Here is a 15,304-nt window from a genome sequence, read left to right on the forward strand (position 1 = left end):
ACCTGTGGGAGCGGGCTTGACCCGCGATGCATTCAACGCAGTTTCAAGGGGTCCACCACCCCACACGCAATCGCCATCCCCACCAGGTCCGGCAGGTGTTCGGCCTGCATGCGCTTCATCACCCGCGAACGGTACAGGTCCACGGTCTTCACGCTGACCTGCAACTGCTCGGCAATCTCCCGATTGGTATAGCCCTGCACCAGGGGCGCGAACACGTCGCGCTCACGCGGGGTGAGGCTGTCGATGCGCCCCTGCACTTCATCGCGCTGGCGACTGCTGACCTGAACCCGTGACGAGCGCCCGAGGGCATCCTGCACGCTGTCGAGCAACAACTGGTCGTTGTAGGGCTTCTCGATGAAATCGATGGCCCCGGCCTTGAAGGCGCGTACCACGATCGGCACATCGGCATGCCCGCTGACAAAGATCACCGGCACCTGCACGCCCCGGGCGCGCAAGGCTTCCTGCACGCTCAGCCCACCCATGCCGGGCATGCGCACATCCAGCAGCACGCACGCCGGCAACGCCGCATCGCAGGCCTCCAGAAAAGCCTGGCCACTGGTGAACGGCAGCGCCTGCAGGCCCACCGACTCCAGCAGCCAGACGGTGGAGTCGAGCATGCCCTGGTCGTCGTCGACCACGTAGACCTTCGGTTCCTGCATGGAAATCCCCTTGTTCATGCACTGGCCACCGGCGCCAGCCGACAGCACAAAATCAATCCGCCGGTATCACCCGGGTGCGCCTGCAAGGTACCGCCGAACCCTTCGACGATGCTGCGGCTCATGCTCAAGCCCAGCCCCAGCCCTTCGGGCTTGCTGGTGGTAAACGGGGTGAAGATGCCGTCCAGCTGCTCGGCGGCCACCCCGGGGCCCTGGTCGGCCACCTGGATAAGCAGCCAACCGGCCTGCTGGTCGGCGCTGATCAGCACGCGCGAAGGCGCCCCGGCATGCTGCTCGCGGTTGGCGTCGATGGCGTTGCGCAACAGGTTGAGCAGGACCTGTTCGAGCAAGACACGGTCGGCGTATACCGGCGGCAGGTTGTACACCATGTGCTGCTCGATGGTCACCTGGGCCTGCGCCGCCTCCCAGGCACACAGGCGCACGGCCTCGCGCGATACATCGGCCACGTTGAGCGCCTGCAAGCGGCGCGGCTCCTTGCGCAGGAACGAGCGCAGGCGCTTGATCACTTCGGCGGCATGGGTGGCCTGCTCGGTGATGCGCTGCAGGCCCTGGGCGACCCGCCCGGCCGCCTGCGGGTCACGCTCCACCGCCAGCAGGTAGCGCTGGCTGGCACTGGCATAGTTGACCACCGCTGCCAGCGGCTGGTTGATCTCGTGGGCGATGCCGGAGGCCAGCTCGCCCAGGGTGACCAGCCGCGCGGTGTGCGCCAGTTCATCCTGGTGTCGGCGCTGCTGGCGTTCACGCAGCTCGCGCTCGGTCATGTCGCGAGCCACCAGCGAGTAGTAGCGCTCGCCACCTGCGGCCCGGTGCGCCAGCAGTACCAGCGAGACCGGGAACGGCGCCGAGCCGTTGTAGGGCGCCAGCCGCGCCTCGCATTGCCACACCCCTTCGCGCTCGGCGCAGGCCCAGCCCTCTTCGTCGAGGCGTTGCAGGGCTTCTTCGTCCAGCAGCTCGCGCAGGGGCGGCACGGCCTGCACCTCCAGCAGGCCCAGTGCTCGCCGGGCGGAACGGTTGAGGTAGGTGAGCTGGCCGGCGGGGTCGGTGAACAGCACCAGGTCGGTGTTGGCCTCGACCACCTCGGCCAGGCGCCGGCGGTTTTCCTGGGCTTCGATGCGCACGGTGATGTCACGTGACACGCTGACGATCTCGACCACCGCACCGGTGTAGGTTTCGCGGATGGCGCGGCTGGCGATCTCGAACCACAGGTCGCGGCCATCGCGATGGCGCACGCGGCAGGTCATGGTCTGGTAGCCGTCCTGCTCCAGCGCCTGGGAGGCCTGCAGCAGCGATTGCTGGCGGTCCTGGGGGTGAAACAGCGACTGCACCGCCACCCCGCGCAGCTCTTCCGGCCAGTAGCCCAGCAGGCGATAGGAGGCCGGCGAAGCATCCAGGAAACACCCGTCGGGGGTATGGCGCGAGATCAGGTCGGTGGTGTTTTCGGTGATCAGGCGGTACAACCGACGTGCCTGGCTGGCCTCGCGCTCGGCCAGGCGCTCAACCGTGGCGTCGCGGCAGCGGGCCAGCACCTGCAGGCCGCCCTCCAGCGGGACGAAGGTCCACAACAGGATACGCTGTTGCACCAGGGCCTCGACCTCGGCAATCGCCCGCTGCTGGTGCAGGCAGGCGCTCACCAGCGCCTTGTAGTTGGCGGGCAGCAGGCTGCCCACGGGCGGCTTGGGCCAGGTGTCGAACAACGCCTGCACCGCCGGGTTGGCGGCCACCACCTGGGCGGCGGCATCGAGCAGCACGGTGGGTTGCGGGTCCTTGTCGAGCAAGGCCGAGGGAGGAAAGGTCACTTGGGGCTCCGGCTTTTTTATAGTATTTATACCATATTGCTATAGTCTATCTTCCAAGTAATATGGAGAACAGCGTAAAAATGAAACACCGAAGTCGGTCTGCGTACCGCCTTCCAGAAACCTGATCAGAGCTAACAATCAGCCATCGGAGGTTTCAGCCAGCGCCTGATCGCGGCTGCCTCCTGCACAGGAACCGTTCATGTCGATCTTCTCCCAGGGCCTGCAGCCCGCCCCCGTCAACCATGTCGCCCTTTCCCCGCTGAGTTTCATCGAACGCACGGCTGCGGTCTATGGCGATTACCCGGCGGTGATCCATGGTGCCATCCGCCGCAACTGGCAGGAAACCTACCAGCGCTCCCGCCGCCTGGCCAGCGCCCTGGCCGGCCGTGGTATCGGGCTGGGCGATACGGTGGCGGTGATGCTGCCCAACATTCCGGCCATGCTCGAGGCGCATTTCGGTGTGCCGATGATCGGTGCGGTGCTCAACGCCCTGAACGTGCGCCTGGATGCCGAGGCCATCGCATTCATGCTCGAGCACGGTGAAGCCAAGGTGCTGATCACCGACCGCGAGTTCCACAAGGTGATCGAAGCAGCGCTGGGCCTGATGGCCCACCCGCCGCTGGTGATCGATGTGGACGACCCGGAGTACGGCGAGGGCCGCGCCGTCAGCGACCTGGATTACGAAGCCTTCCTGGCCGAGGGCGACCCCGAGTTCGTGTGGCACTGGCCCGAGGACGAGTGGCAGGCGATCTCGTTGAGCTACACCTCCGGCACCACCGGCAACCCCAAGGGGGTGGTCTATCACCACCGCGGCGCCTACCTGAACGCACTGGGCAACCAGATGACCTGGGCCATGGGCAACCACCCGGTGTACCTGTGGACCCTGCCGATGTTCCACTGCAATGGCTGGTGCTACCCGTGGACCGTGACGGCCCTGGCCGGCACCCATGTGTTCCTGCGCCGGGTCGACCCGCAGAAGATCCTGACCCTGATTCGCGAGCACCAGGTCACCCACCTGTGCGGCGCACCGATCGTGCTCAATGCGCTGATCAACATGCCCGACTCGGCCAAGGCCGCCATCGACCACCCCGTGAACGCGATGGTGGCCGGGGCGGCGCCACCCGCCAAGGTGATCGGCGCGGTGGAGGAAATGGGCATCAAGGTGACCCACGTCTACGGCCTGACCGAGGTCTACGGCCCGGTGACGGTGTGTGCCTGGCATGCCGAATGGGACGCGCAGCCGCTGGAGGAGCGGGCCCGCATCAAGTCGCGCCAGGGCGTGCGCTACCCTACCCTCGAGGGGCTGATGGTGGCCGACCCGCAAACGCTTGAGCCGGTGGCCCGCGACGGCAACACGCTGGGCGAGATCTTCATGCGCGGCAACACCGTGATGAAGGGCTACCTGAAGAACCCCGAGGCCACCGCCGAAGCCTTCCGAGGCGGCTGGTTCCATACCGGCGACCTGGCAGTGTGGCATGCCGACGGCTATGTGGAGATCAAGGACCGGCTCAAGGACATCATCATTTCCGGAGGCGAGAACATCTCGACCATCGAGGTCGAAGACACGCTGTACCGCCACCCGGCCGTGCTCGAGGCTGCGGTGGTCGCCCGCCCGGATGAAAAATGGGGCGAAACCCCCTGTGCCTACGTCACCCTCAAGGCCGGTTTCGAAGGTACCCGCGAGGCGGACATCATCGCCTTCTGCCGCGAGCATCTGGCCGGCTTCAAGCTGCCCAAGACCGTGGTGTTCAGCGAACTGCCGAAAACCTCCACGGGCAAGATCCAGAAGTACCTGTTGCGCGACTGGGCCAAGGCGCTCTGACCTTTTTTCACCTTTATTCGGAAACCGTTATGCCTGAGTTCAATGCACCGCTGCGCGACATGCGTTTTGTTCTTCACGAAGTGTTCCAGGGCCCGGCCCTGTGGGCGCGCCTGCCGGCGCTGGCGGCCAGCGTCGACGCGGATACCGCCGATGCGATACTGGAAGAGGCGGCCAAGATCACCGGCCAGCTGATCGCCCCGCTCAACCGCAGCGGCGATGAGGAAGGCGTGCACTTTGCGCAGGGTCGGGTCACCACTGCGCAGGGGTTCGTGCAGGCCTGGCAGACCTACCGCGAAGGCGGCTGGGTCGGGCTGGCGGGCAACCCCGAGTACGGCGGCCTGGGCATGCCCAAGATGCTCGCGGTGCAGTTCGAGGAGATGCTCTACGCCGCCAACTGCAGCTTCAGCCTGTACTCGGCGCTGAGCGCCGGCTGCTGCCTGGCCATCGACGCGCACGCCAGCGATGCATTGAAGGCCACCTACCTGCCGGCGCTGTACAGCGGGCAGTGGGCCGGCACCATGTGCCTGACCGAACCGCATGCAGGTACCGACCTGGGGATCATCCGCAGCAAGGCCGAACCCCAGGCCGATGGCAGCTACCGGGTCAGCGGCACCAAGATCTTCATCACCGGCGGCGACCAGGACCTGACCGAGAACATCGTGCACCTGGTGCTGGCCAAGCTGCCCGACGCGCCGGCCGGGCCCAAGGGCATCTCGCTGTTTCTGGTGCCCAAGCGCCTGGTAGGCGAGGACGGCAGCCTGGGTGAAACCAACGCGGTGAGCTGTGGATCGATCGAGCACAAGATGGGCATCAAGGCCTCGGCCACCTGCGTGATGAACTTCGATGGCGCCGTGGGCTACCTGGTGGGCGAACCCAACCGCGGCCTGGCGGCGATGTTCACCATGATGAACTACGAGCGCCTGTCCATCGGCATCCAGGGCATCGGCTGCGCCGAGGCGTCGTACCAGAACGCCGCACGCTACGCCCGGGACCGCCTGCAAAGCCGCGCCGCCACCGGGCCGCTGGCCAGCGACAAGGTGGCCGACCCGATCATCGTGCATGCCGATGTACGGCGCATGCTGCTGAGCATGCGCGCCCTGACCGAAGGCGGCCGGGCGTTCGCCACCTATGTCGGCCTGCAGCTGGATATCGCCAAGTACGCCGAGCAGCCGGAGGAGCGCGAGGCCGCGCAGCGCCTGGTGGCCTTGCTGACGCCGGTGGCCAAGGCGTTTTTCACCGACATGGGCCTGGAAAGCTGCGTGCTGGGCCAGCAGGTGTTCGGCGGGCATGGCTACATTCGCGAATGGGGCCAGGAACAGCTGGTGCGCGATGTTCGCATCGCGCAGATCTACGAAGGCACCAACGGCATCCAGGCGCTGGACCTGCTGGGGCGCAAGGTGGTGGCCGATGGCGGACAGTCGCTGGCGCTGTTCGCCAACGAGATCCGCAGCTTCTGTGAAACCCGTCCGCCCTTGTGCGAACCGCTGCTGCATGCCCTGGCGCAGCTGGAAAGCGTGAGCCAGTGGGTACGCGAGCAGGCCACCGGTGATGCCAATGCCGTGGGCGCGGCGTCGGTGGAGTACCTGCACCTGTTCGGCTATGTGGCCTACGCCTACATGTGGTCGCGCATGGCGGCCACTGCCCGCGAACGGCGCGAGCAGGAGCCGGCGTTCTACGAGGCCAAGCTGGCCACGGCTACCTTCTACGTCGAGCGTCTGCTGCCCAGGGTACTGTCGTTGCAGGCCAGCATCCGCGCAGGCAGTGCGCCGCTGTACCAGTTGCCAGCCGAGCTGTTCTGAGCCGCGCAACGCTCCAGGCGGGTGCTTAAACGATAAAAACCACGCATTTGCGTGGTTTTTCGTTCAAATATTTCTTACAACTGATAGTCATTCACGATGAACTCGGTTCTCGTTGGCCACCTGCCAAGGGTAGAATGGCCAAAACCGGGAGTATCAATGAACCAAACCAGCCTCAGCGCAGCCGAACTTGATGCCATCACCGATGCCGCTGCGCACTGGTGCATGCGCCTGCATGCTGAGGACTGCAGTGAACAGGAACGTGCCGCCTGCGCGCAATGGCGCGCAGCCGACCCACTGCACGAGCAGGAATTCCAGGCCATGCAGGAGATCTGGCAGACCGCCGACCACCTGCCCCGCCCTGCTGCCCCGGTAATCAATCTGTCAGCCAGGCCACGCGGGCGCGCCCTGCGTCGGCTGGCCTCGGCTGCGGCCGTGGCGCTGGTGGCACTGCCGATTGGCGCCTGGGTGGGCTGGGAACAGGGCTGGCTGCCCAACAGCTATGAGCGCGTTGAAAGCGGCAATGCCATCGCCCGCGCGGTGCTGCCGGATGGCAGCGAGGTGGAGTTGAACCTCAACACCACCCTGCGCTACGCCAACTACAAGGACGAACGACGGGTGACGCTGGTCAACGGCGAGGCCTTCTTCAAGGTGCAGCACGATACCCAGCACCCGTTCGTGGTGCGTGCCGGCAAGGGCCAGACCCGGGTGACCGGCACCCAGTTCAACGTTTGGAAGTATCAGGACCAGGTGAAGGTCACCCTGGTGGAAGGTTCGGTGCTGGTCAGCAGCAACAGCAGCGACCCGGACAGCGGCTATCGCCTGGGCCCCGGCATGCAGGCCAGCTACCGTCGCGGCGACTACGAGCCGGCCCTCAGCCAGACCTATGCCCACGACACCAGCCTGGCCTGGCGCGGCGGCAAGCTGATCCTCGACAATCTGCCACTGGACCAGGCCCTGCCGCTGATCAACCGCTACCTGGAAACGCCGTTGCTGCTGGCGGACGCCAGTACCGGCAGCATCCGCATCAGCGGCATCTACAACACCACCGAGGTCAATCGCCTGGTGAGCAACATGCCCAAGGTGCTGCCGGTGTACCTGACGCGCAACAAGAACGGCGATACGGTGCTCAACCGCATCTCGCCGCCCCCGCGAAAAAGCTGAGCCTCGCGCCCAGCTCCTGCGCCCTGGCGCGCTACAGCACCATCGCCGCTACCCAGCCGAACGCCAGCAACGGCAGGTTGTAATGCAGGAAGGTCGGCACCACCGTGTCCCAGATGTGATGGTGCTGGCCATCGACGTTCAGGCCCGAGGTCGGGCCCAGGGTCGAGTCCGACGCCGGTGAGCCGGCATCACCCAATGCGCCGGCAGTACCGACGATGCACACGGTGGCCAGCGGGTCGAAGCCCAGTTGCACGCACAGCGGCACGAAGATCGCCGCCAGGATCGGCACCGTGGAGAACGACGAACCGATACCCATGGTCACCAGCAGGCCCACCAGCAGCATCAGCAGCGCCCCGACCGCCTTGCTGTGGTCGATCCAGCCGGCCGAGGCCTCCACCAGGGTCTTCACTTCGCCGGTGGCCTTCATGACCTCGGCAAAGCCGGACGCGGCGATCATGATGAAGCCGATCATGGCCATCATCTTCATGCCTTCGGTGAACAGGTCATCGGTGTCCTTCCAGCGCACGATGCCCGACAGCGAGAAGATCAGAAAGCCCGCCATCGCACCGATGATCATCGAGTCCAGCCACAGCTGGATGATGAACGCCGCGGCGATCGCACAGCCGGCCACCATCAGCGTCAACGGGTTGTAGCTGACGGCCACCTGCTCGACCTGCTCGATCTTTGCCACGTCGTACACGCGCTTTTTGCGGTAGCTGAAGAACACCGCCAGCAGCAACCCGAACAGCATGCCCGCCGCCGGTATGGCCATGGCCTGGGTCACGTTGACGCCGCTGACGTCCACCCCGCTACGGCTGACGTTGGCCAGCAGGATCTGATTGAGGAAGATGTTGCCGAACCCCACTGGCAGGAACATGTAGGGGGTGATCAGGCCGAAGGTCATCACGCATGCCACCAGGCGCCGATCGATCTGCAGGCGGGTCAGCACGTACAGCAGCGGCGGCACCAGCAGCGGAATGAAGGCGATATGAATGGGCAGGATGTTCTGCGACGAGATCGCCACCACCAGCAACAGGCCGATCAGCAGCCACTTGATCTTGCCGCCTTCGGCATTGCCCTGACCATGGAACATCGACAGGGCGCGATCGGCCAGCGCATGGGCCAGCCCGGACTTGGCGATGGCCACGGCGAATGCGCCCAGCAGCGCATACGACAATGCCACCGTGGCACCGCCACCCAGGCCGCCGTTGAACGCCTTGAGCGTGCCTTCGATACCCAGGCCGCCCACCAGGCCGCCGGCGAGCGCGCCGATGATGAGGGCGATGACCACGTGCACACGGGCCAGGCTCAATATCAGCATGATGCCGACCGCGGCAATTACTGCATTCATTTCATGACCTCTAGAAACCAGACAAAGCTTGCGCTGCGGCGACAGACTGCGAGCGCAGTGGCCGAACGACAGGTGTTTTTATGGGAGGGCGCACACTCTGAAGCAGCACCCGCCACTTGTCAAAGTACGGGGCTAGACGGCTGCACGCGGGTCGCATGCATGACTGAAAACGACGCATTTCAATTGAACGTTTGAATAAAGAAAAACTGCGCCTGGCCGTTACAGTCGTCAGCCTCAATCTTTTTTTGGATCAAAGGACTTCGTCATGTCGTCGAGACAACTTTCCATCCAGTGGAAAATCACCCTGCTGGCCGGGCTCTGCCTGGCCAGCATCGTTACGCTGCTGGTGGGCCTTTCGCTGTACCGCATGGAGCACAACTCCGAGCTGGTCAAGGCCAGCAGCATGCAGATGCTGACCGAAGCGGCCCAGTCGCGTATCGAGTCCCAGGGCGAAGTCCAGGCCTTGAGCATCCGCCGCCAGTTCATGGATGCCTACCAATACGGTGCAGGCTTTGCGCGCCAGGTGCTGTTTTTGCGCGAGCAGGCCGAAAAGCGCTTTCTGGACGCCTTCGACCTGCGCGAGGACATGACCCGCCAGGTGCGCGCCGCGCTGCAGGCCAACCCCGACCTGCTGGGGCTGTCGCTGGTGTTCGAGCCCAACGCCCTGGACAACAAGGATGCCCTGTTCGCCAACCAGGCCGAGCTGGGCAGCAACGAGGCCGGCCGCTTTGCCCTGTACTGGTCGCAGCCCACGCCCGGCAAGCTGACCTCGATGGCGCTGCCCGAAAAGGACATGACCGACACCAGCATCGGCCCCAGCGGCGAGCCGGCCAACACCTGGTCGGTGTGCCCGCGTACCACGCGCAAGACCTGCGTGATCGAACCCTACTTCTATGACATCGCCGGTCAGCGGGTACTGATGACCAGCATCGTGTTCCCGCTGATCGTGGCCGACAAGGTGGTCGCCACCCTGTCGATCGACATCAACCTGAACAGCCTGCAGGCGCTGAGCCAGCAGGCCAGCCAGAACCTGTACCAGGGCCAGACCCGCATCGGCATCATCAGCCCGGTCGGCCTGCTGGCCGGCTACAGCCCGGATGCGGGCAAGCTGGCGCAACGCTTCGACCAGGTCGACAGCACCAGCGGCAAGGAGCTGATAGGCCTGCTGAGCAGCGGCACGCCCCTGCAGAGCCTCCACAAGGACGAGCGCCTGAAGGTGCTGGCATCGTTTGCACCGATTCCGGGGGGCAAGCCCTGGGGCGTGCTGCTGGATGTGCCGCAAAGCGCCCTGACCGGCCCGGCCGAGACCCTCAAGAACGAGCTCGACCAGCGCAATACCAGTGGCACCCTGATCGAGCTGGGCCTGGGTGTGCTGGCCGCGATCGTGGGGCTGCTGCTGATCTGGGTGATGGCGCGCAGTGTGACCCGCCCCATCCTGGGCGTGGCCGCCATGCTCAAGGACATCGCCAGCGGCGAAGGCGACCTGACCCGCCGCCTGAACTACGACAAGCGCGACGAGCTGGGGGAACTGGCCGGCTGGTTCAACCGCTTCCTCGACAAGCTGCAGCCGATCATCGCCGAGGTCAAACGCTCGGTGCAGGCGGCGCGCGACACTGCCGACCAGTCTTCGGCGATTGCCTCGCAGACCAGCGCCGGCATGGAGCAGCAGTACCGTCAGGTCGACCAGGTGGCCACGGCGTCCCACGAAATGAGCGCCACCGCCCAGGATGTGGCGCGCAGTGCTGCGCAAGCGGCCCAGGCGGCGCGTGACGCCGACCAGGCGACCCGTCAGGGCCTGGCGGTGATCGACCGCACCACCACCAGCATCGATACCCTGGCAGCCGACATGAACACCGCCATGGCCCAGGTCGAAGGGCTGGCCGACAACAGCGAGAAGATCGGTTCGGTACTGGAAGTGATCCGCTCCATCGCCGAGCAGACCAACCTGCTGGCGCTCAATGCCGCCATCGAGGCGGCCCGTGCCGGGGAAGCCGGGCGCGGTTTTGCGGTGGTGGCCGACGAGGTGCGCAATCTGGCCCGACGCACCCAGGAGTCGGTGGAGGAGACCCGTCAGGTGATCGAGCAACTGCAGGCCGGTACCCGCGAGGTGGTGGGCGCCATGGACAGCAGCCACCGCCAGGCCCAGGGTAGCGTCGACCAGGTCGGTCAGGCCGTGACTGCGCTGCGCCAGATCGGCGAGGCCGTCACCGTGATCAGCGACATGAACCTGCAGATTGCCAGTGCCGCCGAAGAGCAGAGCGCGGTGGCCGAGGAAATCAACAACAACGTGGCGACCATTCGCGATGTGACCGAGTCACTCTCGGAGCAGGCCAATGAGTCGGCGCGGGTCAGCCAGTCGCTGAACAGCCTGGCCAACCAGCAGCAGGGGCTGATGGACCAGTTCCGCGTCTGATGGTGTTATCGGGCTGCCCTGCGGGGCAGCTCGATGCTCACCCGCAGCCCGCCCAGCGGGCTTTCCAGCAACCTCATCTGCCCACCCCAGGCTTCGGCGATATCGCGAACGATGCCCAGGCCAAGCCCATGGCCATCGACCTGTTCGTCGAGCCGCGCACCGCGCTCCAGCACCCCGGCTCTGGCATTTTCGGGGATGCCCGGGCCATCATCGTCCACCCACAGGCGATACACCCCGCCCTCTTGCTCGATGCTCAGGCAGACCTCGCTGTCGGCCCACTTGCAGGCGTTGTCCAGCAGGTTGCCCAGCAGCTCGAGCAGGTCTTCGCGGTCCCAGGGCAAGGACAGCCCATCGGGCACCTGATGGCGGATGAGCAGGTGATCGCCGTGAATCATGCCCAGGGTCGATAGCAGGCCCGGCAGTTCGGTGGCGCAATCGAAATGCGCCCCCGGCAGGGCATCGCCGGCCAGCCGGGCGCGATTGAGTTCGCGGCTCAGGCGTTGCTGGATCTGCTCCAGCTGAGCCTGCAACTGGGCGCGAACCTCGGGCAGGTCGTTCAGGCGCTCGCTCGACGCCAGGCTCATCAGCACCGCCAGGGGGGTCTTCAGGGCATGCCCCAGGTTGCCCAGCGCGTTGCGTGAACGCCTGAGGCTGTCTTCGGTGTGTGCCAGCAGGTGGTTGATCTGGGCCACCAGGGGCTCAAGTTCGACTGGCACCTCACTGTCGAGCTGCGAGCGCTTGCCCTGCTGCAGTTGGGCGATCTGTTCGCGCGTGCGTTCCAGTGGGCGCAGGGAGCGTGTGACCGTGATGCGTTGCAGCACCAGAATCAACAGCAGCGCCACCAGCCCCAGGCCAAGGCCGAGCTGCTGCATGCGCCGGAAGCCGTCGCGCACGGGGGTATAGTCCTGCGCCACGCTGATCGAGATCGCCTGGCCCAGGCGCCGGTAGTCGGCACGCAGCACCAGCAGTTGCTGGCCAGCCGGGCCCAGCTCCAGGCCCGCGTGCAGGCCGGGAGTTGGCGGACGGGGCATGTCCATGTCCCAGAGCGAGCGGGAACGCCAACTGCCCCCTTCGAAATCGATACGGAAGTAGTAGCCGGAAAACGGCCGCTGGTACGCCGACGACAGGCGTCGCTCGTCCAGTTCGAGGCCGCTGTGGCCGCGTACCAGCGCCACCAGCAGGTTTTCGCTTTCCTTGCGCAACCCCGTCTCCAGGTAGCGCTGCAACCCGATCTCGAACAGCCACAGGCTGATCTGCGCCAGGGCCAGGCCGACCACCACCAGTACACCGACCAGCCCCAGGCTCAGGCGCGCCTGGATCGACTTCACTCGACCACTCCGCCAAAGCGATAGCCCTGGCCGCGATGGGTTTCGATCACGCTGCGCCCCAGCTTGCGGCGCAGGTGGTTGACGTGTACTTCGAGCACATTCGAGTCGCGCTCGGTTTCGCCGTTGTAGAGGTGCTCGGCCAGGTGGCTTTTGGAAAGGATCTGCTGCGGGTGCAACATGAAGTAGCGCAGCAGGCGAAACTCGGCGGCGGTCAGTTGCACGTCCTGCCCGTCGCGGCTCACGCACTGGCGGCCTTCGTCCAGGTGCAGGCCGGCGGCCTGCAGGGTCGGCTGGTTGGCCAGGCCACGGGCGCGGCGCAGCAGCGACTGGATGCGCAGTTGCAGCTCTTCGGGGTGAAAGGGTTTGCTCAGGTAATCGTCGGCACCGGCCTTGAGGCCCTCGATGCGCTCGGCCCAGGAACCCCGTGCTGTCAGGATCAGCACCGGGGTCGACAGCCCGCCGGCGCGCCATTGGGCCAGCACTTCGAGGCCGGGCAGGCCGGGCAGCCCCAGGTCCAGGATAATCAGGTCATAGGGCTCGCTGCTACCCTGGTACACCGCATCTCGGCCGTCGGCCAGCCAGTCGATGGCGTAGCCCTGGCGCTGCAGGCTCTGGGTGAGTTCATCGGCCAGCGGGACGTTGTCCTCGACCAGTAACAGGCGCATCAGTCATCTTCCTCATCTTTGATCAGCACACCCGTGCGTGCATCGAACTTGATTTCACGCACGACCCCTTGCGGGGTGACCAGCTCGACTTCGTACTCGTAGCGGTTGTGCTTCTCTTCCAGCTCCGCCTCAAGCAACTTCGCCCCGGGGTAACGCCCCAGGGCGGAGTTCAACAGTTGCTCCAGCGGCAGGATGATGCCCTTCTGACGTAGCTCCAGGGCTTCATCCTGATCGAGGTCGCGGGCCAGGGCCGGCGTACAGAAGACCAGCAATGCGAGGAACAGCCACGGTGCCGTTCGCTTGCGTGCAGTCATCAGGTGTCCTTGGCGTCCTTGAGTACTTCACCGGTCTTGGCATCAAGGTCCACGTCCCATTCGACGTTCTGCGCGTCACGCAGTTCGACCTTGTACACATAACGGCCGTACACGTCCTCGAGCTCGGAGTCCTTGATGGTGGCACCCGGATGCTTGGCCAGCGCTTTTGCGTTGAGGTCATCCAGCGACAGGATGGTCTTGGCCTGGACCAGCTGCACGACTTCATTGGTGGGGATGTCTTTAGCCAGCGCAACGTTGGCGCTCAGGGCAAGGGCGGCGGTGGCGAACAGGGCAGTCAATGTTTTCATCGTGTCTCTCCATTTAGGATCAATCTTGCTTACGGGTTCAGAATACCGAACCGAACTTAACTGAAACTGAAAACAACTGGCGCCATGATAGCTCAGGCGCGCCCCTGTTCCGTCCACGCTTCTCTATAATCGTTGATCCAGGACAACGAGGCCCTTATGAGCTCAATCCAGATCAAGTTTCCAGCGCTGACACTCAAGGCCGGCACGCGGGCGTTTGCCCATGTACGTGAACGCGGTCTGCAGGCTGCAGACGTGGGGGTGCTACCGGGCGCTGCAGGCGGCCCCAAGGCGCTGGGTATCCAGGGTATCGACCTGGCGCTGTTCGGCCAGTGGCTGCCCACAGCACCGCGCGCGCGCTCGCTGATCGGGGCATCGATCGGCTCCTGGCGCTTCGCCAGTGCCTGCCTGCCCGACCCCGCCCAGGCCCTGCTGCGCCTGGGCCATCTGTATACCGAGCAGGATTTCGCAAAGGGCGTGACCCAGGCCCAGGTCAGCCAGAGCTGTCGTCGCATGCTCGATGACCTGCTGGAGGGCCAGGATGCTCGCATTCTCGACAACCCCCACTATCGGCTCAACATCATGCTGGTCAGAAGCCACGGCCTGCTTCAGCACGATCATCGAGGCCGACTGGGCGTAGGCCTGTCGTCGGTGATTGCCGACAACCTCGTGAGCCGTTCGCGGCTGGCCCGGCACTTCGAACGCGTGATCCTGCATGACGCACGCTGCGCACCGCCGTTGAACCCCCTCACGGACTTCCCTTCGCGCTGCCTGCCGCTGGCGGTCGACAACCTGCGTCATGCCCTGCTCGCTTCAGGCTCCATTCCCATGGTGATGGAAGGCGTGCGGGACATTCCGGGGGTCGGGGCGGGCACCTACCGGGATGGTGGCTTGCTCGACTATCACCTCGACCTGCCCTACAGCGGCGAGGACATCGTGCTTTACCCTCACTTCACCCACAAGGTGGTGCCGGGGTGGTTCGACAAGGCCCTGCCCTGGCGGCGCAGCAATGCGCAGTACCTGCAGAACGTGCTGTTGCTGGCACCCTCGCCGCAGTACCTGGCCCGCCTCCCCTACGGCAAGCTGCCGGATCGCAGCGACTTCAAGCGCTTCATGGGCGATGCCGGTAACCGCCAACGTTACTGGCGTACCGCCATGAGCGAAAGCCAGCGGCTGGGCGACGAGTTTCTGGAACTGGTGGAAACCGGCAAGCTGCACCAGCATCTGCAACCGTTGAAGTAGGCTTGCTGTTAAACTGCCGGTCAGCATTGGTTTTCAGAGTTCTAAGATACCGTGGAAATTTTCAAAGAGTTCACCTTCGAATCGGCCCACCGCTTGCCGAATGTGCCCGCCGGGCACAAATGCGGGCGCCTGCACGGCCACTCCTTCAAGGTTGCCTTGCACCTGACCGGCCAGCTGGATCCGCATACCGGCTGGATTCGCGACTTCTCGGAGATCAAGGCGATTTTCAAGCCGCTGTACGAGCAGCTAGACCACAACTACCTCAATGACATCCCTGGCCTGGAGAACCCGACCAGCGAAGTGATTGCCAAATGGATCTGGGACCAGGTCAAGCCGTTGCTGCCAGAACTGAGCAAAGTGCGTATCCATGAGACCTGCACCAGTGGCTGCGAGTATTACGGCGACTGAGCTGACAGTGACATGTCTGAAAA

At 65.0% G+C, this 15,304-nt stretch carries 13 protein-coding genes; 6 read left to right on the forward strand and 7 right to left on the reverse strand.

All coding sequences use genetic code 11. From position 1 onward, the window contains the following. Positions 1-32: 32 nt before the first annotated feature. Together DN388_RS12885 and DN388_RS12890 are read right to left on the reverse strand one after the other, a co-directional pair. On the reverse strand, positions 33-659 hold the full coding sequence (locus DN388_RS12885) for a response regulator transcription factor (protein WP_303627088.1): 627 nt from the start codon (positions 657-659) through the stop codon (positions 33-35). A gap of 14 nt (positions 660-673) precedes the next feature. Beyond that, the gene (locus DN388_RS12890; RefSeq protein WP_313328540.1) at positions 674-2,473 is read right to left on the reverse strand and encodes a PAS domain S-box protein; all 1,800 of its coding nucleotides are present in this window, start codon (positions 2,471-2,473) and stop codon (positions 674-676) included. Positions 2,474-2,672: 199 nt separating this feature from the next. Here DN388_RS12890 and DN388_RS12895 point away from each other — a divergent pair, with 199 nt between their 5' ends. From DN388_RS12895 to DN388_RS12905, 3 genes are all read left to right on the forward strand, one after another. After that, a complete protein-coding gene (locus DN388_RS12895) occupies positions 2,673-4,295 on the forward strand; it encodes an acyl-CoA synthetase (protein ID WP_088514884.1) in 1,623 nt (540 codons plus the stop codon). Positions 4,296-4,324: 29 nt separating this feature from the next. After that, entirely contained in the window at positions 4,325-6,094 is a 1,770-nt protein-coding gene (locus DN388_RS12900; RefSeq protein ID WP_043861135.1) for an acyl-CoA dehydrogenase C-terminal domain-containing protein, read from the forward strand. A gap of 156 nt (positions 6,095-6,250) precedes the next feature. Next, positions 6,251-7,255: a FecR family protein gene (locus DN388_RS12905; protein ID WP_058540429.1), complete on the forward strand. Its 1,005-nt coding sequence runs from the start codon at positions 6,251-6,253 to the stop codon at positions 7,253-7,255. A 31-nt stretch (positions 7,256-7,286) separates the two neighbouring features. Here the strand turns inward: DN388_RS12905 and DN388_RS12910 are convergent, their stop codons facing one another. After that, positions 7,287-8,606: a Na+/H+ antiporter family protein gene (locus DN388_RS12910; RefSeq protein ID WP_078481101.1), complete on the reverse strand. Its 1,320-nt coding sequence runs from the start codon at positions 8,604-8,606 to the stop codon at positions 7,287-7,289. A gap of 265 nt (positions 8,607-8,871) precedes the next feature. Here DN388_RS12910 and DN388_RS12915 point away from each other — a divergent pair, with 265 nt between their 5' ends. Then, complete coding sequence (locus tag DN388_RS12915; RefSeq protein ID WP_054916516.1) at positions 8,872-11,019, forward strand: methyl-accepting chemotaxis protein; 2,148 nt, start codon at positions 8,872-8,874, stop codon at positions 11,017-11,019. Positions 11,020-11,024: 5 nt separating this feature from the next. On the opposite strand, the gene DN388_RS12920 is transcribed toward DN388_RS12915, so the two are convergent. From DN388_RS12920 to DN388_RS12935, 4 genes are read right to left on the reverse strand one after another with little or no spacing between them, the layout of a single operon-like run. After that, positions 11,025-12,347 (reverse strand): sensor histidine kinase, encoded by a 1,323-nt coding sequence (locus DN388_RS12920; RefSeq protein ID WP_255000113.1) that lies wholly within the window; start codon positions 12,345-12,347, stop codon positions 11,025-11,027. Then, complete coding sequence (locus tag DN388_RS12925; protein ID WP_043861139.1) at positions 12,344-13,012, reverse strand: response regulator transcription factor; 669 nt, start codon at positions 13,010-13,012, stop codon at positions 12,344-12,346. The genes DN388_RS12920 and DN388_RS12925 overlap by 4 nt, the downstream gene beginning before the upstream one ends. Further along, positions 13,012-13,326, reverse strand: a complete 315-nt coding sequence (locus tag DN388_RS12930; protein ID WP_043861140.1) for a PepSY domain-containing protein — start codon at positions 13,324-13,326, stop codon at positions 13,012-13,014. Before DN388_RS12930 ends, DN388_RS12925 begins: the two co-directional genes overlap by 1 nt. Next, positions 13,326-13,634 (reverse strand): PepSY domain-containing protein, encoded by a 309-nt coding sequence (locus tag DN388_RS12935; RefSeq protein WP_043861141.1) that lies wholly within the window; start codon positions 13,632-13,634, stop codon positions 13,326-13,328. Before DN388_RS12935 ends, DN388_RS12930 begins: the two co-directional genes overlap by 1 nt. Before the next feature lie 156 nt (positions 13,635-13,790). On the opposite strand from DN388_RS12935, the gene DN388_RS12940 reads away from it, so the two are divergent. Then, complete coding sequence (locus DN388_RS12940; RefSeq protein ID WP_078481103.1) at positions 13,791-14,873, forward strand: patatin-like phospholipase family protein; 1,083 nt, start codon at positions 13,791-13,793, stop codon at positions 14,871-14,873. A 51-nt stretch (positions 14,874-14,924) separates the two neighbouring features. Next, positions 14,925-15,281 carry a 6-carboxytetrahydropterin synthase QueD gene (gene queD / locus DN388_RS12945; RefSeq protein WP_043861143.1) on the forward strand — a complete coding sequence of 119 codons (357 nt, stop codon included), beginning with the start codon at positions 14,925-14,927 and terminating at the stop codon, positions 15,279-15,281. Positions 15,282-15,304 lie beyond the last annotated feature (23 nt).

It is taken from the genome of Pseudomonas sp. S12(2018) (assembly GCF_024355235.1).
GTDB classification, from domain to species: Bacteria; Pseudomonadota; Gammaproteobacteria; order Pseudomonadales; family Pseudomonadaceae; genus Aquipseudomonas; species Aquipseudomonas palmensis.